This is a genomic window from Campylobacter sp. US25a (assembly GCF_004379075.1).
Lineage (GTDB): Bacteria > Campylobacterota > Campylobacteria > Campylobacterales > Campylobacteraceae > Campylobacter_D > Campylobacter_D jejuni.
Genome location: NZ_RYYM01000002.1, coordinates 58,334 through 79,002, shown reverse-complemented (window position 1 = coordinate 79,002; position 20,669 = coordinate 58,334). Strand labels below are relative to the sequence as shown.

The 20,669-nt window shown below is 27.5% G+C and carries 30 protein-coding genes, 1 tRNA gene and 1 pseudogene; 22 read left to right on the top strand and 10 right to left on the bottom strand.

Translation table 11 applies throughout. The features are described from left to right. Position 1: 1 nt before the first annotated feature. From ELQ12_RS02600 to ELQ12_RS02580, 5 genes are read right to left on the bottom strand one after another with little or no spacing between them, the layout of a single operon-like run. On the bottom strand, positions 2–511 hold the full coding sequence (locus ELQ12_RS02600) for a hypothetical protein (RefSeq protein WP_237925276.1): 510 nt from the start codon (positions 509–511) through the stop codon (positions 2–4). Positions 512–521: 10 nt separating this feature from the next. Then, the gene (locus ELQ12_RS02595; protein ID WP_070261595.1) at positions 522–1,523 is read right to left on the bottom strand and encodes a hypothetical protein; all 1,002 of its coding nucleotides are present in this window, start codon (positions 1,521–1,523) and stop codon (positions 522–524) included. Beyond that, entirely contained in the window at positions 1,520–1,897 is a 378-nt protein-coding gene (locus ELQ12_RS02590; protein ID WP_052847754.1) for a hypothetical protein, read from the bottom strand. The genes ELQ12_RS02595 and ELQ12_RS02590 overlap by 4 nt, the downstream gene beginning before the upstream one ends. Beyond that, a complete protein-coding gene (locus ELQ12_RS02585; protein WP_126215148.1) occupies positions 1,894–2,328 on the bottom strand; it encodes a hypothetical protein in 435 nt (144 codons plus the stop codon). The genes ELQ12_RS02590 and ELQ12_RS02585 overlap by 4 nt, the downstream gene beginning before the upstream one ends. Next, a complete protein-coding gene (locus ELQ12_RS02580) occupies positions 2,325–2,558 on the bottom strand; it encodes a hypothetical protein (protein WP_032599974.1) in 234 nt (77 codons plus the stop codon). Before ELQ12_RS02580 ends, ELQ12_RS02585 begins: the two co-directional genes overlap by 4 nt. 110 nt (positions 2,559–2,668) lie before the next feature. On the opposite strand from ELQ12_RS02580, the gene ELQ12_RS02575 reads away from it, so the two are divergent. From ELQ12_RS02575 to ELQ12_RS02550, 6 genes are all read left to right on the top strand, one after another. Further along, complete coding sequence (locus ELQ12_RS02575) at positions 2,669–3,340, top strand: LexA family transcriptional regulator (RefSeq protein ID WP_070261593.1); 672 nt, start codon at positions 2,669–2,671, stop codon at positions 3,338–3,340. 33 nt (positions 3,341–3,373) lie between these two features. After that, entirely contained in the window at positions 3,374–3,874 is a 501-nt protein-coding gene (locus ELQ12_RS02570) for a hypothetical protein (protein WP_186820845.1), read from the top strand. Next, complete coding sequence (locus tag ELQ12_RS02565) at positions 3,868–4,632, top strand: DUF1828 domain-containing protein (RefSeq protein WP_002810124.1); 765 nt, start codon at positions 3,868–3,870, stop codon at positions 4,630–4,632. Before ELQ12_RS02570 ends, ELQ12_RS02565 begins: the two co-directional genes overlap by 7 nt. Before the next feature lie 19 nt (positions 4,633–4,651). Continuing rightward, positions 4,652–5,311: a DNA/RNA non-specific endonuclease gene (locus ELQ12_RS02560; protein ID WP_070261591.1), complete on the top strand. Its 660-nt coding sequence runs from the start codon at positions 4,652–4,654 to the stop codon at positions 5,309–5,311. A 61-nt stretch (positions 5,312–5,372) separates the two neighbouring features. Continuing rightward, complete coding sequence (locus ELQ12_RS02555; RefSeq protein ID WP_070261590.1) at positions 5,373–6,584, top strand: AAA family ATPase; 1,212 nt, start codon at positions 5,373–5,375, stop codon at positions 6,582–6,584. Then, the gene (locus ELQ12_RS02550) at positions 6,581–6,985 is read left to right on the top strand and encodes a hypothetical protein (RefSeq protein ID WP_134264553.1); all 405 of its coding nucleotides are present in this window, start codon (positions 6,581–6,583) and stop codon (positions 6,983–6,985) included. The genes ELQ12_RS02555 and ELQ12_RS02550 overlap by 4 nt, the downstream gene beginning before the upstream one ends. A gap of 77 nt (positions 6,986–7,062) precedes the next feature. Here the strand turns inward: ELQ12_RS02550 and ELQ12_RS02545 are convergent, their stop codons facing one another. Further along, positions 7,063–7,782 (bottom strand): sel1 repeat family protein, encoded by a 720-nt coding sequence (locus ELQ12_RS02545; protein WP_243834119.1) that lies wholly within the window; start codon positions 7,780–7,782, stop codon positions 7,063–7,065. A 268-nt stretch (positions 7,783–8,050) separates the two neighbouring features. Here ELQ12_RS02545 and ELQ12_RS02540 point away from each other — a divergent pair, with 268 nt between their 5' ends. From ELQ12_RS02540 to ELQ12_RS10200, 5 genes are all read left to right on the top strand, one after another. Continuing rightward, positions 8,051–8,200: a hypothetical protein gene (locus ELQ12_RS02540; RefSeq protein WP_208379387.1), complete on the top strand. Its 150-nt coding sequence runs from the start codon at positions 8,051–8,053 to the stop codon at positions 8,198–8,200. 26 nt (positions 8,201–8,226) lie between these two features. Then, positions 8,227–8,499, top strand: coding sequence for a hypothetical protein (locus ELQ12_RS02535; protein ID WP_070261587.1), 273 nt, complete (start codon positions 8,227–8,229; stop codon positions 8,497–8,499). A gap of 796 nt (positions 8,500–9,295) precedes the next feature. Further along, complete coding sequence (locus tag ELQ12_RS02530; RefSeq protein WP_070261586.1) at positions 9,296–9,565, top strand: hypothetical protein; 270 nt, start codon at positions 9,296–9,298, stop codon at positions 9,563–9,565. Continuing rightward, complete coding sequence (locus ELQ12_RS02525; protein ID WP_070261585.1) at positions 9,556–9,810, top strand: hypothetical protein; 255 nt, start codon at positions 9,556–9,558, stop codon at positions 9,808–9,810. The genes ELQ12_RS02530 and ELQ12_RS02525 overlap by 10 nt, the downstream gene beginning before the upstream one ends. Continuing rightward, positions 9,807–9,959: a hypothetical protein gene (locus tag ELQ12_RS10200; protein WP_002871210.1), complete on the top strand. Its 153-nt coding sequence runs from the start codon at positions 9,807–9,809 to the stop codon at positions 9,957–9,959. The genes ELQ12_RS02525 and ELQ12_RS10200 overlap by 4 nt, the downstream gene beginning before the upstream one ends. Here the strand turns inward: ELQ12_RS10200 and ELQ12_RS02520 are convergent. After that, positions 9,952–10,149: a hypothetical protein gene (locus tag ELQ12_RS02520; protein WP_002810107.1), complete on the bottom strand. Its 198-nt coding sequence runs from the start codon at positions 10,147–10,149 to the stop codon at positions 9,952–9,954. The two genes, ELQ12_RS10200 and ELQ12_RS02520, sit on opposite strands and share 8 nt — an antisense overlap. A 142-nt stretch (positions 10,150–10,291) precedes the next feature. Between ELQ12_RS02520 and ELQ12_RS02515 the strand changes: the two genes are divergently transcribed. From ELQ12_RS02515 to ELQ12_RS02465, 11 genes and pseudogenes are all read left to right on the top strand, one after another. Continuing rightward, positions 10,292–10,474 carry a hypothetical protein gene (locus ELQ12_RS02515; RefSeq protein ID WP_002795990.1) on the top strand — a complete coding sequence of 61 codons (183 nt, stop codon included), beginning with the start codon at positions 10,292–10,294 and terminating at the stop codon, positions 10,472–10,474. Further along, complete coding sequence (locus ELQ12_RS02510; RefSeq protein ID WP_070261385.1) at positions 10,471–11,214, top strand: phage regulatory protein/antirepressor Ant; 744 nt, start codon at positions 10,471–10,473, stop codon at positions 11,212–11,214. The genes ELQ12_RS02515 and ELQ12_RS02510 overlap by 4 nt, the downstream gene beginning before the upstream one ends. Next, positions 11,204–12,058: a lambda-exonuclease family protein gene (locus ELQ12_RS02505; RefSeq protein ID WP_070261386.1), complete on the top strand. Its 855-nt coding sequence runs from the start codon at positions 11,204–11,206 to the stop codon at positions 12,056–12,058. The genes ELQ12_RS02510 and ELQ12_RS02505 overlap by 11 nt, the downstream gene beginning before the upstream one ends. Position 12,059: 1 nt before the next feature. Beyond that, positions 12,060–12,796, top strand: a pseudogene (locus tag ELQ12_RS02500) (hypothetical protein). Beyond that, positions 12,796–13,491 (top strand): hypothetical protein, encoded by a 696-nt coding sequence (locus ELQ12_RS02495; protein ID WP_011049696.1) that lies wholly within the window; start codon positions 12,796–12,798, stop codon positions 13,489–13,491. Before ELQ12_RS02500 ends, ELQ12_RS02495 begins: the two are co-directional and overlap by 1 nt. Further along, entirely contained in the window at positions 13,472–13,756 is a 285-nt protein-coding gene (locus ELQ12_RS02490; RefSeq protein WP_052795881.1) for a hypothetical protein, read from the top strand. Before ELQ12_RS02495 ends, ELQ12_RS02490 begins: the two co-directional genes overlap by 20 nt. Before the next feature lie 322 nt (positions 13,757–14,078). Further along, positions 14,079–14,918, top strand: coding sequence for a hypothetical protein (locus ELQ12_RS02485; RefSeq protein WP_002861640.1), 840 nt, complete (start codon positions 14,079–14,081; stop codon positions 14,916–14,918). A 10-nt stretch (positions 14,919–14,928) separates the two neighbouring features. Beyond that, a complete protein-coding gene (locus ELQ12_RS10585; RefSeq protein WP_083261790.1) occupies positions 14,929–15,558 on the top strand; it encodes a hypothetical protein in 630 nt (209 codons plus the stop codon). A gap of 143 nt (positions 15,559–15,701) precedes the next feature. Next, a complete protein-coding gene (locus ELQ12_RS02475; RefSeq protein ID WP_134264552.1) occupies positions 15,702–16,391 on the top strand; it encodes an antA/AntB antirepressor family protein in 690 nt (229 codons plus the stop codon). A gap of 1 nt (position 16,392) precedes the next feature. Beyond that, positions 16,393–16,935 carry a pentapeptide repeat-containing protein gene (locus ELQ12_RS02470; protein ID WP_134264551.1) on the top strand — a complete coding sequence of 181 codons (543 nt, stop codon included), beginning with the start codon at positions 16,393–16,395 and terminating at the stop codon, positions 16,933–16,935. Beyond that, positions 16,928–17,098, top strand: coding sequence for a helix-turn-helix domain-containing protein (locus ELQ12_RS02465; protein ID WP_044778814.1), 171 nt, complete (start codon positions 16,928–16,930; stop codon positions 17,096–17,098). Before ELQ12_RS02470 ends, ELQ12_RS02465 begins: the two co-directional genes overlap by 8 nt. Here ELQ12_RS02465 and ELQ12_RS02460 read toward each other — a convergent pair. The 3 genes from ELQ12_RS02460 to fusA all read right to left on the bottom strand — a co-directional run bounded on the left by ELQ12_RS02460 (position 17,095) and on the right by fusA (position 20,660). Continuing rightward, a complete protein-coding gene (locus ELQ12_RS02460) occupies positions 17,095–18,297 on the bottom strand; it encodes a site-specific integrase (protein WP_134264550.1) in 1,203 nt (400 codons plus the stop codon). The two genes, ELQ12_RS02465 and ELQ12_RS02460, sit on opposite strands and share 4 nt — an antisense overlap. Before the next feature lie 182 nt (positions 18,298–18,479). Beyond that, positions 18,480–18,556: transfer RNA gene (locus tag ELQ12_RS02455), tRNA-Arg, on the bottom strand. Positions 18,557–18,584: 28 nt separating this feature from the next. After that, complete coding sequence (gene fusA, locus ELQ12_RS02450) at positions 18,585–20,660, bottom strand: elongation factor G (RefSeq protein ID WP_002779472.1); 2,076 nt, start codon at positions 20,658–20,660, stop codon at positions 18,585–18,587. Positions 20,661–20,669 lie beyond the last annotated feature (9 nt).

Here is a 20,669-nt window from a genome sequence, read left to right as displayed (position 1 = left end):
CTTATAAGAAGTATTTATATATATCTTTTCCTATGCGCTCTTGATTTTTAAATATAAAATCTATTAAAGCGTGTTTAAATTCGTTATTTTTTAGCATTTCTCCATCTTCGTAGGTTAATTCTCCAAAATTATTTAGACAAACCAACATATTAATTGATTTTGCTAATCGTTTAAAAAGGTTGCCCTGTCCATCATAACAAACATATGAGTATTTAAAATCACTTTCAAGCAATCTAAAAAATGGACTATTTTTATATTTATTTTTTAACCATTCTAAAAAAATTTCTTTGTCTTCAAAACGCTTTTTAAACTCGATTTCAGCTCTTTTGCAAACTCTTCTTAATTTCTCATAGGTTGTCCCTACGATATTCTCTCTTTCTAAAGTTTCGAAATAAAAATCTAAGAAAGCATGAATATCCTTTGCATCTTGCAAATATCTACCTACTATATCAGTTGCTTGAGCCTTATTAATTTCCAATAAGTCCATTAAAATTTGTATTTTTTCTTGCATTTTTTACTCCTTAAAAGCATCCTAAGAGCTTGTTTTTGTTCTCATCTTTCATTCCGTAATACTCCATCAAGCTATCAACCACACTAGGATTGGCTTCTTTTTTTCTGTTAAAACGCTGATTTTTTCTTGCTTCATTTTCTTTAGCGTATTTAAGCCATGTATAAAGACTTCCTGCCACACTTGACATTCTTTTTCCATTTCTTTTCCATTCCCTAGCATCCCAATAGCCTATAAAATCATTAGCCAACTCTTCACCAAAGTTTGTGCCATTTTTCTCATTAAAAGCTATTATTTGTCTCATGAGTTCATTTGCATTTGGGACTTTAAACTCTTTTTTTGCCATTTTCTCTAACTCCTTTTTGTTAAAATCAATAAAGCTCGTCACAAAAGAGGCGTTTTGATTAGAAACGCATTCTTTCTTTTCTTGATTATTTTTTAAATTTTCTAAATTCTCTTTTTTTATAAATTTATTATTATTAATATTTATATTATTTATAAATTTATTATCGTGTGCGTGCGTGCGTGTTTCTATATAATGCAAATTCTCTTTTTTTTCGTTTTCAGTAGTTAATTTTCTGTCGATTGATAAAGTGTTATTTTTAAGAGTTTTGCTTAGCTTTTCATCACTGTTTTTAAGCAAAGATAAAGATTTGTTAAAATGCTTTTTAACTTGATAATTTTCATCTTTTAAAATCCATTCATAAAAATTTAAAGATCCATTTCTAACCTTTTTAATTTCTAAAAGCCTAAGCTCGATTAATTCTTTTTTGGCAATTCTTAATCTATTTAAACTCATTCTTTGATTATTTTTAACTTTTATAAACTCTCTTAGATAGATCTCACTTATAATCGTTTTTTCACTAAGTTTAGCTAGTTGTATATATAATGCCAGAGCATCAACACTAAGTCCTCCATAAGCTATAGTGTTTGATAATTTCAAATAGCCTTTTCTTTCTCTCAATCTTTTTCGCCCGATAGCCACATCAAAGCTTGCTATAAAACTTGGTATCATTTTTTAAATCCTTGTAATTCTTTGATTTGCTTATCAAGATTCAAATCTATAATTTCTATGATTTTTTCTAATCTATTATTTACAAATTCACTAGTAGCAACTTGATTTCCTATATAAGCACCAGCCATCAAATAAGCAGTTTGTTTGCTTGGAGTAAGAATTGCAATAGATCCTGTTATTATGCTAATAGGAATAAAGATTTTCATTCCTTTTATTCCTATATTTGCAAATTCTTCACTGTGTTCAAATTTGCTACCATAGTAGAGAATAATTGCAAAAATACCACAAGCAAGAGTCAAAATGCCTGCGGTAAAGAATACGCGATTGATATCATCAAGTATTGATGCTATGTAAATCAAAAAAACTAATTTCATAAAAAAAACCTTTTGAAAAATCCTATTTTTCTTTGCTCTTTGCAATATTCTTTTACAAGTAGTTCTATATTATTTTTTTCTTCGCTTTTCGCTAAAAAATTAAATAATTCACAATCTAAAAACATTGTTTCATTTTTAAAAATAGAACCCTTTCTTTTTGATAAAAGTCTTTTAACCTCAAGGCTGGTATTTACTGCGAGTTTTTGCATTAAGTTATCTATTTCATCTAATATCATAACTGTTTTTGAATTTTGTTTTACTCCAAAAGTATAATGATAATCCAACTCTTTGCTTTTAAATATTTCAAAATCCTGTATATAATTCACTCCATTAAAAATTTTAAGAACAATAAATTCTTGCTCAGCATAAACACTAAAACTTTTAATTGTATGTGGTCTGATAAAAGAAGAGTTGATTTTAATCACTTTCATTCTCTATCCTTTCGCTTTCTCCCACGCTTAGGTATGTTTATAATTTCATTCATTGTTTTACTCAAAATTTCAGAATCTCCCCATGCTTCTAATGGAATATTAAATTCATCTTTTAATTTTAATGCGGTTTTTATATCAACCTTCCTATTGCCGTTAAGTTTTGCATACCAAGAGCTATTGGCTCCTCCAAATTTCAAAGTTATTTTTTTAATTAAATCTATTCTTTTCATAAATATAATTCTACAAAATGGATAATTAAAATTTTCTTAAAATAATCCGATTTGTAGAATTATAAATTATACAATATGTATAATTATTTTGGAATATAAGGTTATAAAATATGAATGGAGAGAATTTAAAGAAACTCTTAAAAAAGCATAATTTAACACAAAATGAGCTAGCAGAGAAATTAACCGCATATGGGTATAGAAATGGACATGGAATTAAAACCGCTGCAATTTCAAAATATGCATTAGGACAAAGAAAAATGACTGCAGAATTTATCGAAGCGGTTTTGAAAGTTCTTGGAGAAACTGATGCAAATGTTTTAATATCAGATGAGCCAATTGAAGTACAAAGAATTAGAATTACTGGCTCTATAAGTTGCGGCTTGCCAATTAATGATGTTTATGAGTGTCAAGATGAATTTACTTATATACCATTATCACAAAATAAATCAAATTTAAAAGCAGCTAGAGCGAATGGCGATAGCATGTTTCCTATAATTGAAGATGGAGACATTATTATATATGATACAGACAGTTCAAAACCAAGACATGGAGATCTTGTTGTTTATACCTATAATAATGAAATTGCTTGCAAGATTTTTGTAGAAAAGAAAGATGTTGGAGTTATTGAATTTAAACCAGTTAACCAAAGTGATAGTTTTAAAACGACTACTTTTAGGATTGATATCGATGATATCGATGATTTGAAAATCTATAAAGTTGTAAAAATTCAAAAGACACCAAATAACGCAAAATCTAATTTAAAATTGGTAAATGAAAATTGAAACCTTTAAAAATTCTATAGAAGTGGTGGGATGATGAATATAAAAGAATTATTAAGTATCGAAAAACATCCAAAAATACAACAAACTTATATGTTGCCAAGTTCTGAAAATTCTAAATCTTTAAAAATAGAATTACAATGCGATGATGATAAATATCATAAAGATAGTTTTATACTTGATATTTCAAGATCTAGTGTGCAATTTCAAAGAAAAACAAACCAATACCGTTATAATGCAACTAATATAATAGCAAGAATTGATTTTTACGCTTCTCATACAAACCCAGAATTTAATCCAAATAAAATTCCAAGTGATAAAAGATTATCAGAGCTTATGGAAAAATATAGCGAATTTAGATTTAGAGACCAAAATCATATCCATATTTTTATCGAAAGCTATGCAGATAAATGGGCTTTCCCTTTAAACGAATTTAATATTAAAACAAATGATGATTTTTTAAATCAAAGCTATGATTTTTGCCAATTTTGTAATATAATAAATATAAAATTTGCAAAAGGTGATTTATTTTGTTAAACATAGAAAATCTTATGAATTCTTATTTTTCTTATATTAAAAGCAATTTTGATATATCCAAAATAGAAAATAATATGTATGAAATTACAACGCCATTTTTAGATAAAAGCAATGATAATATTTTATTTTATATAGAGAAAAAAGATGATTTGATAGAGTTGAGTGATGGCGGAGAAACTTTAAGAAATTTATCATTAAGCGGTTTTGATTTTAACTCAGAAAAAAGATTAAAAGAATTAGAAATAATTCTTAATGGTTTTAATATTCAAAAAAATAATGATATCTTGTTTACTCGTGCGAATGAAAATAACTTTGCAAAAAAACAACATAATCTTATACAAGCACTTATAAGCGTTAATGATATGTTTGTGTTAGCTCAAGGCAAAATACAAAGTTTCTTTTTTGATGATGTAAAAAATTTTTTTGAAGAAAATTTCATTAGATACACAGAAAACATTAGTTTGGATGGAAAAAGTCATTTAAATCATAAATTTGATTTTTTAATTACAAAATCTTCACAACAAAAAGAAAGGCTTATAAAAATAATCAACAATCCAAAGAATGACAATTTAAAGGCAACATTATTCTCTTTTATGGATTTACCTCAAGAAAGAAAAGCTAATGCTGATAATATTATTATTTTTAACAATAAGGAAGGTAAAAATATGGACGCTTTAGTCAATGCTTCAAATGAGCACAATGTAAAAGCATTTCTTTGGAGCAAAAAAGAAGAATATATAGATTATTTAGTAGCTTAAACTATAAAATAGGTAATTAATGAAAAAACTCATACTTTTGCCATTGTTATCCACTCTAGCTTTTGCTGATTACACACAATATAAACCGAGTGAAGATTTTGCAAAGTATTTTACTAAACAAAACTGCTCTCAAGTTTTAGATAAATTTTATTATATTAATTGCTATGATTATAACTACAAAGGTACTAAAGCTGTAGCTTATAAATTAGAAGCGGAAAATTTAAAAGGCGAACAAATTAAAAAACGCCCACGATTTGAAGATGATACAAATATCCCTAAAAAATATCGCACCACTTGGAGTGATTATAAAAACAGCGGTTACGACAGGGGACACACTCTTTCTAATGCTTCCATGAGAAAAACAACTCAAGCTCAAAGAAGCACATTCTTAATGAGTAATATTACTCCACCAAATCCACAAATCAATCAAAGGGTTTGGAATAAAATTGAAAAAAGAGAAAGACAAGTAGCTTCAAAGCTTGGAAGTTTAGAAGTTTTAAATTTGGTTAATTATGATAATAATCCACAAAGAATAAGAAATCAAATTGCCATTCCAAGCTCTTACACTAAGATTTTAAAAGGCGAGAATTTTAAAGAATGTTATCAAGTGCCAAACCATGAAGTGGATGACGAGGGTATAAAAAAATATAAGGTTAATTGTGATAAAAATTTATTTTAAAAATACTTTTCTTTATTTTTAATAAGATATAATTATAAATATTTTAATAAGGCAATACTTAATGCAAAAAATAATAATTAAAAATTTAGGACCAATACAAGAAGCAGAAATAATCTTAAAACCATTTACAGTAATTATAGGAAAAAGTGGGAGTGGAAAGAGTATTATCCTAAGAACCATTAGCTTATTAAAATGGTTATATAAACAAGAACAAATAAAATCTTTCCATGAGGCAAAGTTATTTAATAATATAAATCAAAAAGAATTTATGAATTATCTTAAAGAGTCAATGCTGGATATTTATGTTAATCATAGCACAGAGATTACACTTATAGATGATAAGCCTTTAATAGAAATAAAAGGTAAAAATATAACTTTATATCAAGAACGCATAAAAACAGAGCAGTTAATTGGAAAAATAGTATTTATAAATGATGTTAGAAATTTTTTACCTGAACTACTTGCAATTCCTAGGCAAAGAGAAATTAAAGCATCTTATCACACAAATGATATGATAGCAAATTTTATAGAAAGCATTAACGAAGTAAAGAATTTTCAACTAAAGACTATGGAAAATACGACATTAACGACTGAAAACGAAGCTGGGTTTATTAAGTTCTATTTAATTCACAATGATATAAAAATACCTTTTGAGCAATCAAGCTCTGGTGAAAAAAGCACTAGTGTAATGGAAACAATAAGTAGTTATTTTTCATATGTATATGACATTAAAAAGAAAAGTTTAGACAAAATCGCTATTGAAAATATAATATTTGATCTTAAAAAATCAATAAGCACTAAAGGCAAATTCACTGAAAACAATGTAATTAGAAGAATTAAATTTATTGAAACTCTATTATCTGAAAAAAATAAACCAACTTTAGATATTTTTATAGAAGAACCTGAAACAAATCTATTTCCAACTAATCAAAAAAATATAGCATATTATCTTTCAAGTCTTAGAAATGCTAAAAATAACCCAAATGTTATGTTTTCAACCCATAGTCCTTATATGCTGACAGCATTAAATAATATTCTTTATGCTTCAATAATTAAACCAAAATTACACGAAAATGAACAAAATAATATCTACAAAATAATCAAAAAAGACAACATTTTTAACCATAAAGACTTCATAGCTTATAAGCTAGAAAATGGAAAATCTTATTCAATTATAGATAAAGAGACAATGTTAATTGATGCTAAATATATAGATACCGCTTCAAGTGAAATCATGGATGATTTTTATAAAATAATAGAGTTAGATAAATGAAATTAAAACAGTTTATAGATGAAAACGAGTGCTATAATAAAACATTAGTATGTAAAGATAGTGTAAAATTAATACTTGAATGCAATGGAAGAAAATTTTATAAAATTTTAATTGATACAAAAGATACCAGTAAATTAGAAAATAAACAATCAAGATGTGATTATGTTGTTACTACAACTGATTTAAAAGATATAATTATATACACAGAATTAAAAGGTGGAAATTTAAAAACAGCTTATGAGCAAATACTAGCTATATATGAATTACTTAATGAAGATTTTGAAAAACGATATATAGCCATATCACATACTGGAAATCCACAAGCAAGTACTATAGCGCAAAATTATGGAAAAAAATTAAAAGATAGAAAATTTAAAACTACCTCCACTAACTTCAAGTAAAATTTTATCGCTTAAATATGATCCAAATACTCAAACAATTAACAAATAAAACCATAAATCAAATAAATCTTAACCTCTCAATACCCCATCAGTCTTTTATATCCATCACAACCAAGTTGATAACCGCCATCACAAGCTAAACCATAATATTTTTTTGCTTGTTTAAAATTTATCCTTACGCCTTTGCCATTCTCATAAAGTCCGCCAACAACTCCACAACTCACGCTATCTTTGTATTTATCACATAAAAGTTTTAAATTTAAAAAAGCTCGTTTTATAGTATCTGGTTTTATTAAAAGTGCAGTATTTTTTTTACAGGCACAAGGCATGTCTATTGCATCAGATTGTAATTTATCATTATAATACAAAGGACACGCATAAGCCCGATTAATTTCAAAATCACTCATCTTTTTTAGTAATTTTAGCCCCTCTATAGTTTTTGTATCATTTGTTTTGCTTAAAACATAATTTATTTCATCTAAGGCATTTTTATAACTATCCAAAGAGATCAAATAATCAATTTCTTTATATTTTTTATCCTTGTCTGATTGAATAATTATTCCTAGATGTGTTAATATTGTAATTAAATTAAATATATTTTTTTCAACCTTATAATTGCCATTTATAATAAAATTATTATAAATATACAAACAAACTTCTTTATCTTTTTTGACGCTACAATCATCAACAGCTTTATTGTATAATTTTTCTTCTGAATAACCTAAATTTTTATTTTCATACGCATTTGTATATTTATTTATATATAGACATTTCGATTTCTTTTTCTTTGCATACATCAATCCCAAAGGCGTAAATATATATAAATAAAGCTAGTATTATTCTCAAATTTTAATCCTTCCAATTTTCTAAAAATATTTTTAAAGATTTTTTTGATTTTTCATCTTCCTATTAAAAAATTATACCAAAAAATATTTTTTAAAAATTATCCAAATTGTATAAATTTTAAGTTTGTTTTAATTATCCATTTTGTAGAATTATTTCAACAAAACAAAAAGGAGAAAAAATGCTAGAGATTAAATTAGATTAAGACCTGATTTAAAAAAAATGCTAGAAATAGCCTTTGAAAGAAATTATTCAAAAAGTTACGCTTCTTTGGAAGAGTTTTTAGCTAATGTTCTTCATAATGCAGTTAAAAACTTAATCACCAAAGAAGCGTTTGAAAACAAAGGATTTATTATTTCTCTCAAAGATTAGGAGTTTCGTTTAAAAAAGGATAAAAAATGAGTTTTACAGATTTTTATTTTGACAGAGAAGAAAAAAGAATTTATAACCAAACGAAAGAATTAATTACAAATGAGTTTGAAAGCAAAGAGAATTTAGAAAATATATTTGCAAACTTGCAAGATTTTAAAAACTCTTTGGAAATAAGCTTAGAAGATGATGAAGAAATATCTATCTCTTTACAAGCTTATGGAGATGAATTTATAAGAAATGCTTATGAGCTTTTAGAGAGAGTTAGAAAATTCGAAAAACAATGCAAAAAGCTTTTTTAAAAGTTTAACAAGTCCTTTAAAAAGGGCTTTCTTAAGCTTTTGACCGCTTGAAAATTAAGCTTTACTATTGCGTTGATAGTTCTGTATAGCGGAAGGGTTAGCAAGTTATCCATAAACTTTGCTCGTTATTATTGTTTATAGTGCTATTTTTCAAAGGTTTTCTTGCACTTTAAAAACGACAGAAAATCAAGAGTTTAAGAAAAAGAAAGTATAATTATAAAGTTTAAGTTGCTAACTTGTCTCGGTGTTGAGAAAGGAGGCTCTAAAATGTGGGATAAAATTCTAACAATTTTAATCTTAATCTTAGAGCTAATTAGAGAGCTTATAAAACTCTAATATTTTTTAACACAGATAAATTTTAACCAAATCCGCTTAGCATAAACTTAAACAACTATACAACGCCGAGATTGCGGATTTGCTCGGCTTTATCAAAAATAAAAATAAATTTGATAAAATAACATTGTTTAAGTGGCTAATTTCTCTTGGTGGGGAAGGAGCTATTTTTTGATGATAGAGAAGTTTTTAAAAATTGCTTTTTTATTGTTAGAAATAGTAAAAAAGTTGATTGAAATAATCAATCAACTAAACTAAAAAACCACTAAAATTATAGAATAGCCTTGCTTAGCCTATACTTAAACAATACTCACGCCAAGAGAGCAAGGCTCTTGGCTTTTCTTAAGCTCCTTTAATGCTTAAATGGGGCAACTTTACTACTTGAGAATTTGCCTTTTTGTTTTATTTCCTATTCTAAAGAACTCAGTTGTCCCTTTTAAGCATTAATCTAAAAGGAGAAAAAATGAAAGCTTATCACACAAAAGAACAAGTCATCATAAAACTAAGTAAAGATGAATATAGAAAAGAAATGAAGCTAAACAAGTCTTTAAAAGATGAAAATAAATATTTAAAAACTGAAATTTCTAATCTTGAAAATGAAAAAATAGAACTTTTAAAAGAGTTAAAAGACCAAATAGAAGCAAATATGAAAAATATAAAAGAAATTAGCTCTTTGCAAAATAAAATTTATGAGCTTCTTTATATAAAAGAAAGGTCGAAACTATGTTCCTAAATAGTAAAAAAAATGAAAAAATAAGATATTTAGAAAAAGAAATTCAAAGGCTAAAAGGTGTAATAGCATTAAAAGATAGTGCTATAAATGAAATTTCATTGAAACTCGAAGAAGAAATTGAAATCAATGTAAAACTTAGTCATTTTCGTATAAAAATACTTGATGCTTTAGGGCTTATAGGCGTTTTTAAAAATGATGATAAAGCTATTAAAGAAGTAAAAAGATTAAAGGAGAAAGAATTATGAAAAAACAAACAAAACCGCTAAGTATAAGAATTCCATTAGAATTAAAAGAAGAGTTGCAAAAAATAGCAGATAAAGAATACCGCCCTTTAGCAACTCAAATAGTTAAAATTTTAAGCGATTATGTTAAGAATAAAAATAAAACTAATTAGGGTAATCACCTTTTTGCCATAATGAATTTTCGCTTTCATAGGCATTAATATAATCTTCAATGATTTTTCTTATTTGTAAAGCCATAGGGCGATACTCAAGTTCGCATATATAGGCGAGTTTGTTTTTTGTTACAGTATCAAGCCTTATCGATATTATTTCTGATTTATTGGTTTTTTGTTTCTCTTCCAATGTTTTCCTTTTTGTAATTTATTGTAATTTTACAAAAAAAACTTTTTTTTGTAAAGCATACATTGTATTACTTGACAATACAAAAATAATTTTATATAATTTTGTAATTCTTAAGAATACAAAAAATTACAAAAGGATACCAATGAGTCAAGAAGAAAAGTTTTTAGAATGTTTAGCAAAAGCGACTAAAGGAAAAAAGGATTTAAGCAATTTTGAAGTATTGGAATTTGCTTTCAGTATATTTTGTTGCCTTGATAATTATATTCAAAATAACAAGGCTAGAGATAAAAAAATTTTAAAATTATTAAAAGGAGATGAAAAATGAATTTAGAGCTGTTTAGAAAAGATGAAAACAAAGAAATAAGCTTAACTTCTTTAGAGATAGCAGAGCTTACAGGAAAAGAACACAGAAATGTTACAAGAGATATAGAAACTTACTTAGAAAAAGTGGTTGAAGGGGGTGTCTTCAAATTTGAGCATACCTACCAAAACCCACAAAATAAGCAGTTTTACAAGTATTATCGCTTACCAAAAAGAGAAGTGCTAATTTTAGTGAGTGGATATAGTGTAGAACTAAGAGCAAAGATAATTGATAGATTAGAATACTTAGAAAATGAGCTTAAAAAACAAAGTTATAAACCGCTTTCATTAAAAGAAAGTTTGCAAATGCAATTAGAACTTTTAGAGAGAAATGAAAAGCTTCAAATTGAAAATGTAAATTTAAAAAATGAAGCCAAAGAAAACGCACCACTTATTCACTTTGCAAATCGTATAAAAGATACTAATGATGCTATTTTAATAAGAGATTTCGCAAAAATACTTTATGAAAAAAATAAAATTGAAATCGGAGAAAAAAGACTTTTTGCTTTTTTAAGGGATAATGGCTTTTTAATGAGTGATAACAAACCTTATCAAAAATGCATAGAACAAGGGCTTTTTAAAGTAAGTGAAACAACTATTAGCACAATTAATGGAGATAGATTAGTAAGCACAACGAAAATCACAGGCAAAGGACAAATTAAAATCGCAAATTTATTATTAGAAAGGATTAATCATGCAGTATAAAATAATCGACTTAGAACAAGGTAGCCATGAATGGTTAGAATTTAGAAAAGGAAAAATAGGTGCATCGATGGTAGCATCTTGCGTAGGTATCAAAGGTGCTTTTAATTCCAAAGAAGAAGCAAGAGATATCATTTTAGGACTTAAAGAAGTCTATCAAAACGAAGCTATGAAAAAAGGCAATGATTATGAAGCTTTGATTAGAGCTAGAGTTGAGTTTTTACATTTTGTAAGTATCACTCCTATAGTTTTACAAAGTTTAGAAAATGAAATGTTTATAGCGAGTTTAGATGGTATTGATGAAAATGGGGTTATTTACGAGTTTAAATACTCACAAGATGAATACAATTTTGTCAAAAAAAATAAAAAGCCAAGTGATAAATACTACGCTCAAGTACAATTTCAACTCTATATCAGCGGTAAAGAAAAATGTATATTTGTAGCCATGAATAAAGAAGAAGAGATTGTAGAGTGCGAAGTTTCAAAAGATGAAGCTTATCAAAAATGGTTAGTTAAAAATATAAAGCAATTTATATTAGATTATATCATAGATCAAAAAAGTGAATATAAAGAGCTTGAAGATACTAAAGCAAAAAATCTAACGATTGAAATCATAAGGCTTGAAAACACGATTAAACCTATTAAAGAAAAGCTAGAAAGTCTTAAAAAAGAACTCATAGCCTTAGCAAATGGAGAAAAAGCAAGATGTTTGGATATTACAATTTATCCGCAAAGTAGAACTACAATTGATTATAAGGGCTTTTTAGAGCAAAAAAATATTACTGTGCCTAAAGAGTTTTATAAAGAAAGTATTTCAATGTGTTTAAAAATCAAAAAAGGAGCATAAAATGAGTAATGAAGTTGTATTAAAAGAAGAAAATAAATTAGAAATAAATTTTAATCCTTATGAGTTGGCTTTGGTAAAAGGTGATTTATCAAAACTTAGTGATGTAGAACGAGCGAGTTATGTTAAAAATCTTTGTGAAAGTTTAGGTTTAAACATGCTTACAAAGCCTTTTGAATACATAGTATTAAACGGAAAACTTACTTTATACGCAAACAAATCAGCAACAGATCAGCTAAGACAAATAAGAAAAGTAAGTATTACAAAAACAGAAGTGGCACAAGTTGGCGATATTTATATGGTTACAGCCTACGCAGCAACACCAGATGGAAGAACTGATTGCGATACAGGTGCTTTAAATATTAAAAATTTAGGTGGCGATAATTTAGCAAACGCAATAATGAAAGCTATCACAAAAGCAAAAAGGCGTGTAACCTTAAGCATTTGCGGACTTGGAATGCTTGATGAAAGTGAATTAGAAACAATAAAGGAAAAGCGATTTTTAAATCCAAATGAAGATTTAAAAGTTTGGGGTAGTGATGAAAAAATAGCTTTAGAAAATAAAGCAAAAGAGATAAAAGCTTTAGGTGCTGAACTTAGAAAATTTATGAGTGATAATGGTTTAAACACCCAAGAGCAAAACAATTTTATAAAAAACATTCTTTATTTACAAGTGAAAAAATACAAGAAGTTCTAAGTAATAAAGATGAATTTTTAACACAATTAAAAGGAGAATTATAATGTTACCAGCATTTAAGGCAAGTTTTGAAGTGGCAAATTATTCGCCAAGCGTAGAGTATTTAAGTGAAGGTGGGCTTTATAGCGGAGTTTTCCGCAAAGCCTTTTTATATGATAAATTGGCAAGCGATGGAAGCAATAATACTTTTATTTGTTTTGAATTTTTAACCAGAAAAGAGCAAAAACTAGCTATTTTTAATCTTTTTGTAGCTAAAAATAACGATTTTAGCTATATCAATAAAAATGGAGAAAAAGAAAATTATTTAGGATTTAGACAATTAAATGCTATTATGAAATTCTTTGGAATTGATGAACTTGATTTTAGCGAAAAGGGAAATGAGAATGTTTTTGGGGTGCAGACTGAAGTTATTTATCTAAATTCTTTAGTTAATAAACTTTTAGTTTTAGGTTTTGGAACAGAAGAATATTTAAGTAAAAATGGAGAACTTGCTAACAAAATCTTTCTTGATAGAATTTTTAATGAAAAAATGCAAAACATGGATGAGTTTCAAAATAATAAAGAGCCTTTATCTATAAAATCTTTTAAAGCAAGGCATAAATCTTTAAATAATGACAATAATAAATCATTTATTCCAAAAGAAAATCAAAGCTATAATCCTTATGGAAATGAAGTAAAAAACAATAACAATGAAAAATATATCGAAATAGGAGATGATGATGAAAGTTTGCCGTTCTAATTATCTTGAAATTGTAAAAATCATACCATTTAGTGAAAGAAGAACTTGTTTTTGCGATTTTGCAAAGCAGAATGAAATAAAAATCGAGAAAATAAATTATAAAAATCATATAAGTAAAAAAGAACTCAGAAAGGCTTACAAAATTTACAAAAGTAAGCCAAGTGGAAGAAATTTCTTTCATGAAAAAAAGCTTATTGTTAAAGCTTTTGAAGATGTTGAAAAATTTTTAAGGAGTGAAAAAATGATTAGGGGGATTTTTTATTGAAAGGGAGTAAAAATGTTTGATTTTTTAAAGATTAACACCTATTAGTTTGTTTCTTTTAAATGCATAGTTAATGATAAAACTATTAGTGGAAATAGAATTATTACAGATATAAGACCTTTTTGGAAAAAAGTAGATATTATTAGTATCCACAAATATGCTTCAAAAACTATAACAGAGCAGATGAATACAGATAATATATGCTTTACGCAATTTCATAAATTATAAATGAAATTATGTTTAAACATATAGAAAGAAGTCTATTTGCTTAAGTAAAATTTTGATAAAATAATAAAAGAATAATTATTAATAAAGAAAGAAATACATGTCAGAACAAACTTATGAGTTAAGATTTGAATATTTTAATGAAGAAAATGCTACATTATTTTTCCAAAAAATTACAGATTTTTTACTAAGTATTGATAAGTTGAATAATTCATTAGTATCTGTTTTTGGTATAGAAATTGATATAAATATTCAAATTAAATCTATAGAAAAAGGCTCTATAAGAATATGGATTGCTGAAAAACTTAACAAAATAAGCGATGATGATATAAAACATTATATTAGCAATCCGAGAGAATTACTTGCTGATTTGCTTATAAAATCTAAAAAAATGATTTTAGAGAAAATACAAGATAAAAAATGCCAAGATATTCCAAAAGAATATAAAAACATTATAGAAAAAAGCGACTTAAAAGATTTTGGATACAACAATAATGAAACCAATCTATTAACCTGTGTATCAGATCTAACACATAAAGCAAAGGAGTTTAAACATAAACCTATGATAATATTTGAAGAAAAAGTATATGGAATAAGTGAAACATTTGATTATAACCCAAAAACAGCTGATGGAGTTAAGGAGCAAATAAGTAAAATGCAAGGTGCGTTTATAATAAAAAAGCCAGATTTAACCGGAGAAAGTAAATGGGAAATTATTAACGACAAGGTTATAAAAGTTAAAATCAATGATGAAAATTTTAAAAACAAACTCAAAGACAGAAGTATAAAACTATCTTACGGGGATAAGATAAAAGGCGTTTTAATTTCTAAAACCTATATTAGCAAAGATTTGGAAGTTTTAGAAAATGAATATTTTTTAGAAGATATCAAAGGCATTATTGAGCCAAGTTATACACAAGAAAAAAGTTTATTTAAATAAAGGAGAATTAATGGAAAACTTAGAAAAATATAGAAAAGAAATATTTAAAGATGAAACTTCAGCAGGTGATGAAGGTGTTATAGCAGAAAGTATAGATATAGTAAATGATAAATTTGGACTTAATCAAGAACAAATGCTGCAAGCCCTTAACTTTTTATATAGTATAAAAGATAGTTTTTTGGGAAGAACAAAAAAAGAACCATCGGATAATATAGTAAATGAATTATCTTCTAAGATTATAAAGTATCTAAGACCAACATTGATTGTGTCAGAAAAAGAATTCAAAAAAGAAATTGACGAATTTTTATTGGACTATGGCTTAAAAATCCATATACAGGAAACAAACCCTTATGAAAAAATATATAGTATATATAAAGAATGGCAATTAGAAGATAATGATAATTTGTTTTTTAATCGAAAATCTGTAGGTATGTGGATAGAATGGTTTAAAGATAGCTATAAATATATATTTGATTTACATTTTTCTTCAGTAGAAAAAGAAAGCAGAGGTAGCAATCTTATACAATTAAAGGTTAGTGACAAATTAAAAAATGAATTGCAAAAAAAAGCAGATGAAGTAGGTGTTCCACTTACAACATATATTTATCATTTATTGATAGAAAGGATAGAGAAAATTTAAAATAGACTTTTTGATAAATTTATCAAAAAGTATTTTATTTTAATATTATAATACTTTATATAAATACTTTAAAATATTTAAGCAATTTATAAATATTAATTTATTATACTTTTGTAGATTAAAACAATACAGGAGTATATCAAATGCAAATACAGAAAATTCAAATCTACAATGATAAAACAATAGGTGCTGAAATAAATTCGGCTAATGCAAGAGAAATATTCCAATTTTTAAATTCAGAGCAAGAATATGCGAACTGGATTAAAAATCGTATAAGTCACTACGACTTCATTGAAAACCAAGACTATATAATAGAACTTGTTTATACAAAAGGTCGCCCTCGCAAAGAATACTATGTAACCTTAAATATGGCAAAAGAGCTTTGCATGGTTGAGAATAACGAAAAGGGAAGACAAGCGAGGCGTTATTTTATAGACTGCGAAAAACGCCTTAAAAACCTTGAAGCTGAACAGATGCAAAAACTAGCTTTTAGACAGAGCTTAGGTTATAAATCACAGCTTAAACAACAAAAGGAACATTATGAAAACAAAATTAAAGCCCTTAAATACGACTTAGAAAATAAAAAGGAGCTAAGCTTTAAAAGAAAACTTAGCAAGGAAGAATTACTAGAACTTAGAAAAATCTTAGCCAAGGATTATGATATGCTTTGCATAAAAGAGTGGGAATTTGAATTTTTAGCTGAAAAAATAGCATTAGAAAGTACAAAAATGACAACTTGGGATGCTGTTGTTAAGAAGCTAAAACAAAGTCTTGATTATTGGCAAAATTATGAAGAATACGAAGAAAAATGGAAAAAAATATTAAGGAAATGAGATGGGAATTTTAAAAAGACTTGATGAAACTATCATTATCGAAGATGATAGAAAAAGCGAAAAAGAATTAGTTGAGTATTGCATTTTAGAAGGGATTTCTTTAAATAATGCAAACTTGGAAAATATAAATTTAAGTGGATTAGATTTTAATAATGCATTTATAAACGGCACTAGCTTTAAAAATGCTAATTTAAATGATATTTCAAGTAAGAATGCATCTTTTATAGATTGCGATTTTAGTGGAGCAAGTTTCCATTTTTGTAATTTTCTAAGAACAGAATTTGAAAATTGTATATTTGAAAATGTAGATCTTAGGGACTGTATAGGAGATATGAAAAATATCTTTAGTGTTGTCGTTGATACCTATGTTATGACTTTTACAAAAACCATGATGAATTTAGGGTGTGACACTAAAACAATAAAAGAATGGCGTAATTTAAGCGTTGATGATTTAGAAGATGAAGAACAGAAATGGCTTTGGAATTATTACAAGGATACTATTTTTGAAATTATAGATAAAAGATTAGGAGTTGAAAATGGTTAAAAAATATTTTAGAGAAAAAGAATTGAGCGAATATTTAGGAGTTAGTATAACATCATTATTTAAGTTAAGACAAGATGGTAAAATACCTTACATTCGCATAGGAAAATCCATAAGATATGAAATAAAAGAAATAGAAAAATGGCTTAATACTAAAAGACATTAAAAGCAAAACTCACAAAGAGAGTTTAAGTAATTTCCATACCATTGCATAAGTTTTGCTCTTAAATCAATTGCCTTGGCTCTGTTGTAAGCCCTTTCTATTTCATTGCCGCTTATATGATGTAATATCATTTCTGCTATATCTTTACTAATACCTTGCTGAATTAACTCATTGCTTTTATTAGTATAAACACTTCTAAAAGTAGAACGATATCCATGTATAGTGTGCTCTAAATTATAAAATTTAAAAAATCTTACAGCAAAATTCTCGCTAATAGTTCCATTATTATTAGCGAAAATATACTTTTTATCTCCATTTAAAATTCTTTGTATATCTAGTATCTTTAAAGTATATTTATTTAAAGGGATAATATTATCACCATTAGTTCTTACTTTCATTTCATCTGCTTTTATAATCCAAAGATTGTTTTCAAAGTCAATATCACTCCATTTAGCAAATCGAATATTTTTACTTCTTTGTGCTGTTAAAAGCGTAAAATAAATTGCATTAATTATAGTTGTATTTGTCCGTGGATGATTTTTATATTCTTTCATACATTCTAACATATTTTTTATTTCTTGTTCTTCTACTATAGCTTTAAAATGTTTAACTTTATTGTGATTTGCTTCATTGTAAAATTTCTTTAAATCTTTCAATTGAAGTATTATATCTGTTTTTAAGTCACCTCTTTGTCTACTAATCTCAAATATCCTACATAGCAAAGATATATTTTTATTTATTGTTTCGTATATTCCTTTTTTCTGCATTAAATCATAAATAGGTAGAAAATCATCTTTTTTCAATTCATTTATATCTTTTTGTCCCAAAGTGGGAATAATATATTTTTTAAAAATTGACTGTTCTTTTTTGATTGTAGCTGAATTTAATTTTTTAGATTTTATATCAACATAAAGAAAATTTGCTTTTTCAAGTGTCATAACCTTATCATTTTTGCCGATAAATTTTCCATCATACATTGATTTTAAAAGATCTTTTGCTTTTTCTCTTGCATTTGTAACATTTAAAACACCTTTTTGGCATTCCCCTATTGTTATAAAATTTTTAAATTTTGAAGCTCTTAAATAAAAAACTATTTTACCTGTTGGATTAACTCGGACATATAATTCTTTTGGTTCTCCTACGCTAATCATATACCTTTTATCTTTTATTTCTAAATTGTCTATATCTTTTTGAGTTAGCATTAAAAAAACCTTTTTTTAGTATTTTTGTAGCCAGAATTAGCTTTTTTACTTTGGCTACATAAATGGCTACAGAATTATAAGAAAAAATAGAAAAAATTTCAATCATAATGAAAAATTTTAATGTAGAAAAGTTGTTAAAATAGTGTATTTTGTATCTTAATATTACTTAATGAATTACTACTTGGTGTCCACGGCGAGATTCGAACTCACGGCCTCAAAATTAGGAATTTTGCGCTCTATCCTGCTGAGCTACGAGGACAGAAAGCGGGAAAAATCCCGCTAAAAATTTAACCGTTTCTTTTTTTGATGATTTCATCCGCAACATTTTTAGGAACTTCATCATAGTGATCAAATTCCATAGAATAAGTCGCACGACCTTGAGTTTGACTTCTAAGATCAGTAGAATAACCAAACATTTCAGCCAAAGGACAAAATGCTGTGATGATTTTATTTCCACCACGCTCATCCATGCTATTTACTTGACCACGGCGTTTGTTAAGATCTCCAATAACATCACCCATGTAATCTTCAGGAGTTTCTACTTCAACTTTCATCATAGGCTCTAAGATTACAGCACCTGCTTTTCTAGCACCTTCTTTAAAGCCCATAGAAGCAGCAAGTTTAAATGCCATTTCAGATGAATCCACTTCGTGATAACTTCCATCATAAACAGTTACTTTAACATCTTCTACAGGATAACCTGCTAAAACACCATTTTGTAATGCTTCTTGAACACCTTTATCAACCGCAGGAATGTATTCTTTTGGAATTACCCCACCTTTGATATCATTAACAAATTCATATCCACTACCTGGCTCAAGCGGTTCAAGGCGTAAGAATACATGTCCATACTGACCACGACCACCTGATTGTTTAGCATATTTGTATTCTTGTTCAACGGTTTTTCTAATAGTTTCGCGATAAGCAACTTGTGGTTGACCTACTTCAGCTTCAACTTTAAATTCACGTAGCATTCTATCAACGATAATTTCAAGGTGTAACTCACCCATACCCGAAATGATAGTTTGGCCACTTTCTTCATCTGTAGAAACTCTAAAACTTGGATCTTCTTGTGCTAATTTATTTAAAGCAATAGACATTTTCTCTTGATCAGCTTTAGTTTTTGGCTCAACTGCAACAGAAATAACTGGATCTGGAAAATCCATTCTTTCAAGGATTACCTTATCTTTTTCACTTGCAAGAGTATCCCCTGTTAAAGTATCTTTAAGTCCTACAACAGCACCAATTTCGCCTGCGTAAAGCACTTTAATCTCTTCTCTTTTGTTAGAGTGCATTTTTAACAAACGACCAATTCTTTCTTTTTTATCTTTAGTTGAGTTATAAGCATAAGAACCGCTTTCTAAACAACCGCGATAAACACGCACGAAAGTAAGTTGTCCTACAAATGGATCTGTCATGATTTTAAATGCAAGCCCTGCAAACTCGCCATCATCGGTTGATTTTACAGAAACTTCTGTGCCATCTTCATATTCACCCTTGATATTTGCCACTTCATCAGGAGCTGGTAAATAAGCCACAACAGCATCAAGTAAAGGTTGAACCCCTTTATTTTTAAACGCTGTACCGCAAAGCATAGGAACGATAGAAAGACTTAAACATCCTGCTTTAATCCCTGTTTTAATCTCTTCAAGGCTTAATTCTTCTCCGCCTAAATATTTTTCCATCAACTCATCTGAAGTTTCAGAAACTGCTTCTATCATTTTTGTACGATATTCTTCTGCCTTTTCTTTAAGTTCAGCTGGAATTTCTTTTTCTACATAATCAGTTGGCTTAGTATCATCTTCCCAAACTAAAGCTTTCATAGTTACAAGATCGATTACGCCTTTAAAATTATCTTCAGCACCAATTGGAATTTGAAGTGGAACTGGATTAGCTTTTAAACGGTTGCGAATTTGATCTTCTACATTGTAAAAATTTGCACCGATTCTATCCATTTTGTTTACAAATACTATTCTTGGAACACCGTATTTATTTGCTTGTCTCCAAACTGTTTCACTTTGAGGTTGCACCCCACCCACTGAACAAAATACCGCAACAGCACCATCAAGAACACGCATAGATCTTTCAACTTCAATTGTAAAATCAACGTGGCCTGGAGTGTCAATAAGGTTGATTTGATGGTCTTTCCAAAAACAAGTTGTAGCCGCAGAAGTGATAGTAATCCCACGCTCTTTCTCTTGTTCCATCCAGTCCATAGTTGCAGCACCATCATGAACTTCACCGATTTTATGACTCATACCTGTAAAGAAAAGAATTCTTTCAGATGTAGTCGTTTTACCCGCATCGATGTGAGCAGCAATACCGATATTTCTAACTTTCTTTAAGGGAGTACTTCTTGACATACACACTCC

Excerpts from the sequence above, each read along its gene's own strand:
- ELQ12_RS02600 (WP_237925276.1), bottom strand. The coding sequence starts at position 511 with ATGCAAGAAAAAATACAAATTTTAATGGACTTATTGGAAATTAATAAG.
- ELQ12_RS02595 (WP_070261595.1), bottom strand. The coding sequence starts at position 1,523 with ATGATACCAAGTTTTATAGCAAGCTTTGATGTGGCTATCGGGCGAAAA.
- ELQ12_RS02590 (WP_052847754.1), bottom strand. The coding sequence starts at position 1,897 with ATGAAATTAGTTTTTTTGATTTACATAGCATCAATACTTGATGATATC.
- ELQ12_RS02585 (WP_126215148.1), bottom strand. The coding sequence starts at position 2,328 with ATGAAAGTGATTAAAATCAACTCTTCTTTTATCAGACCACATACAATT.
- ELQ12_RS02580 (WP_032599974.1), bottom strand. The coding sequence starts at position 2,558 with ATGAAAAGAATAGATTTAATTAAAAAAATAACTTTGAAATTTGGAGGA.
- ELQ12_RS02575 (WP_070261593.1), top strand. The coding sequence starts at position 2,669 with ATGAATGGAGAGAATTTAAAGAAACTCTTAAAAAAGCATAATTTAACA.
- ELQ12_RS02570 (WP_186820845.1), top strand. The coding sequence starts at position 3,374 with ATGAATATAAAAGAATTATTAAGTATCGAAAAACATCCAAAAATACAA.
- ELQ12_RS02560 (WP_070261591.1), top strand. The coding sequence starts at position 4,652 with ATGAAAAAACTCATACTTTTGCCATTGTTATCCACTCTAGCTTTTGCT.
- ELQ12_RS02555 (WP_070261590.1), top strand. The coding sequence starts at position 5,373 with ATGCAAAAAATAATAATTAAAAATTTAGGACCAATACAAGAAGCAGAA.
- ELQ12_RS02550 (WP_134264553.1), top strand. The coding sequence starts at position 6,581 with ATGAAATTAAAACAGTTTATAGATGAAAACGAGTGCTATAATAAAACA.
- ELQ12_RS02545 (WP_243834119.1), bottom strand. The coding sequence starts at position 7,782 with ATGTATGCAAAGAAAAAGAAATCGAAATGTCTATATATAAATAAATAT.
- ELQ12_RS02540 (WP_208379387.1), top strand. The coding sequence starts at position 8,051 with ATGCTAGAAATAGCCTTTGAAAGAAATTATTCAAAAAGTTACGCTTCT.
- ELQ12_RS02535 (WP_070261587.1), top strand. The coding sequence starts at position 8,227 with ATGAGTTTTACAGATTTTTATTTTGACAGAGAAGAAAAAAGAATTTAT.
- ELQ12_RS02530 (WP_070261586.1), top strand. The coding sequence starts at position 9,296 with ATGAAAGCTTATCACACAAAAGAACAAGTCATCATAAAACTAAGTAAA.
- ELQ12_RS02525 (WP_070261585.1), top strand. The coding sequence starts at position 9,556 with ATGTTCCTAAATAGTAAAAAAAATGAAAAAATAAGATATTTAGAAAAA.
- ELQ12_RS10200 (WP_002871210.1), top strand. The coding sequence starts at position 9,807 with ATGAAAAAACAAACAAAACCGCTAAGTATAAGAATTCCATTAGAATTA.
- ELQ12_RS02515 (WP_002795990.1), top strand. The coding sequence starts at position 10,292 with ATGAGTCAAGAAGAAAAGTTTTTAGAATGTTTAGCAAAAGCGACTAAA.
- ELQ12_RS02510 (WP_070261385.1), top strand. The coding sequence starts at position 10,471 with ATGAATTTAGAGCTGTTTAGAAAAGATGAAAACAAAGAAATAAGCTTA.
- ELQ12_RS02505 (WP_070261386.1), top strand. The coding sequence starts at position 11,204 with ATGCAGTATAAAATAATCGACTTAGAACAAGGTAGCCATGAATGGTTA.
- ELQ12_RS02495 (WP_011049696.1), top strand. The coding sequence starts at position 12,796 with ATGTTACCAGCATTTAAGGCAAGTTTTGAAGTGGCAAATTATTCGCCA.
- ELQ12_RS02490 (WP_052795881.1), top strand. The coding sequence starts at position 13,472 with ATGAAAGTTTGCCGTTCTAATTATCTTGAAATTGTAAAAATCATACCA.
- ELQ12_RS02485 (WP_002861640.1), top strand. The coding sequence starts at position 14,079 with ATGTCAGAACAAACTTATGAGTTAAGATTTGAATATTTTAATGAAGAA.
- ELQ12_RS10585 (WP_083261790.1), top strand. The coding sequence starts at position 14,929 with ATGGAAAACTTAGAAAAATATAGAAAAGAAATATTTAAAGATGAAACT.
- ELQ12_RS02475 (WP_134264552.1), top strand. The coding sequence starts at position 15,702 with ATGCAAATACAGAAAATTCAAATCTACAATGATAAAACAATAGGTGCT.
- ELQ12_RS02470 (WP_134264551.1), top strand. The coding sequence starts at position 16,393 with ATGGGAATTTTAAAAAGACTTGATGAAACTATCATTATCGAAGATGAT.
- ELQ12_RS02465 (WP_044778814.1), top strand. The coding sequence starts at position 16,928 with ATGGTTAAAAAATATTTTAGAGAAAAAGAATTGAGCGAATATTTAGGA.
- ELQ12_RS02460 (WP_134264550.1), bottom strand. The coding sequence starts at position 18,297 with ATGCTAACTCAAAAAGATATAGACAATTTAGAAATAAAAGATAAAAGG.
- fusA (WP_002779472.1), bottom strand. The coding sequence starts at position 20,660 with ATGTCAAGAAGTACTCCCTTAAAGAAAGTTAGAAATATCGGTATTGCT.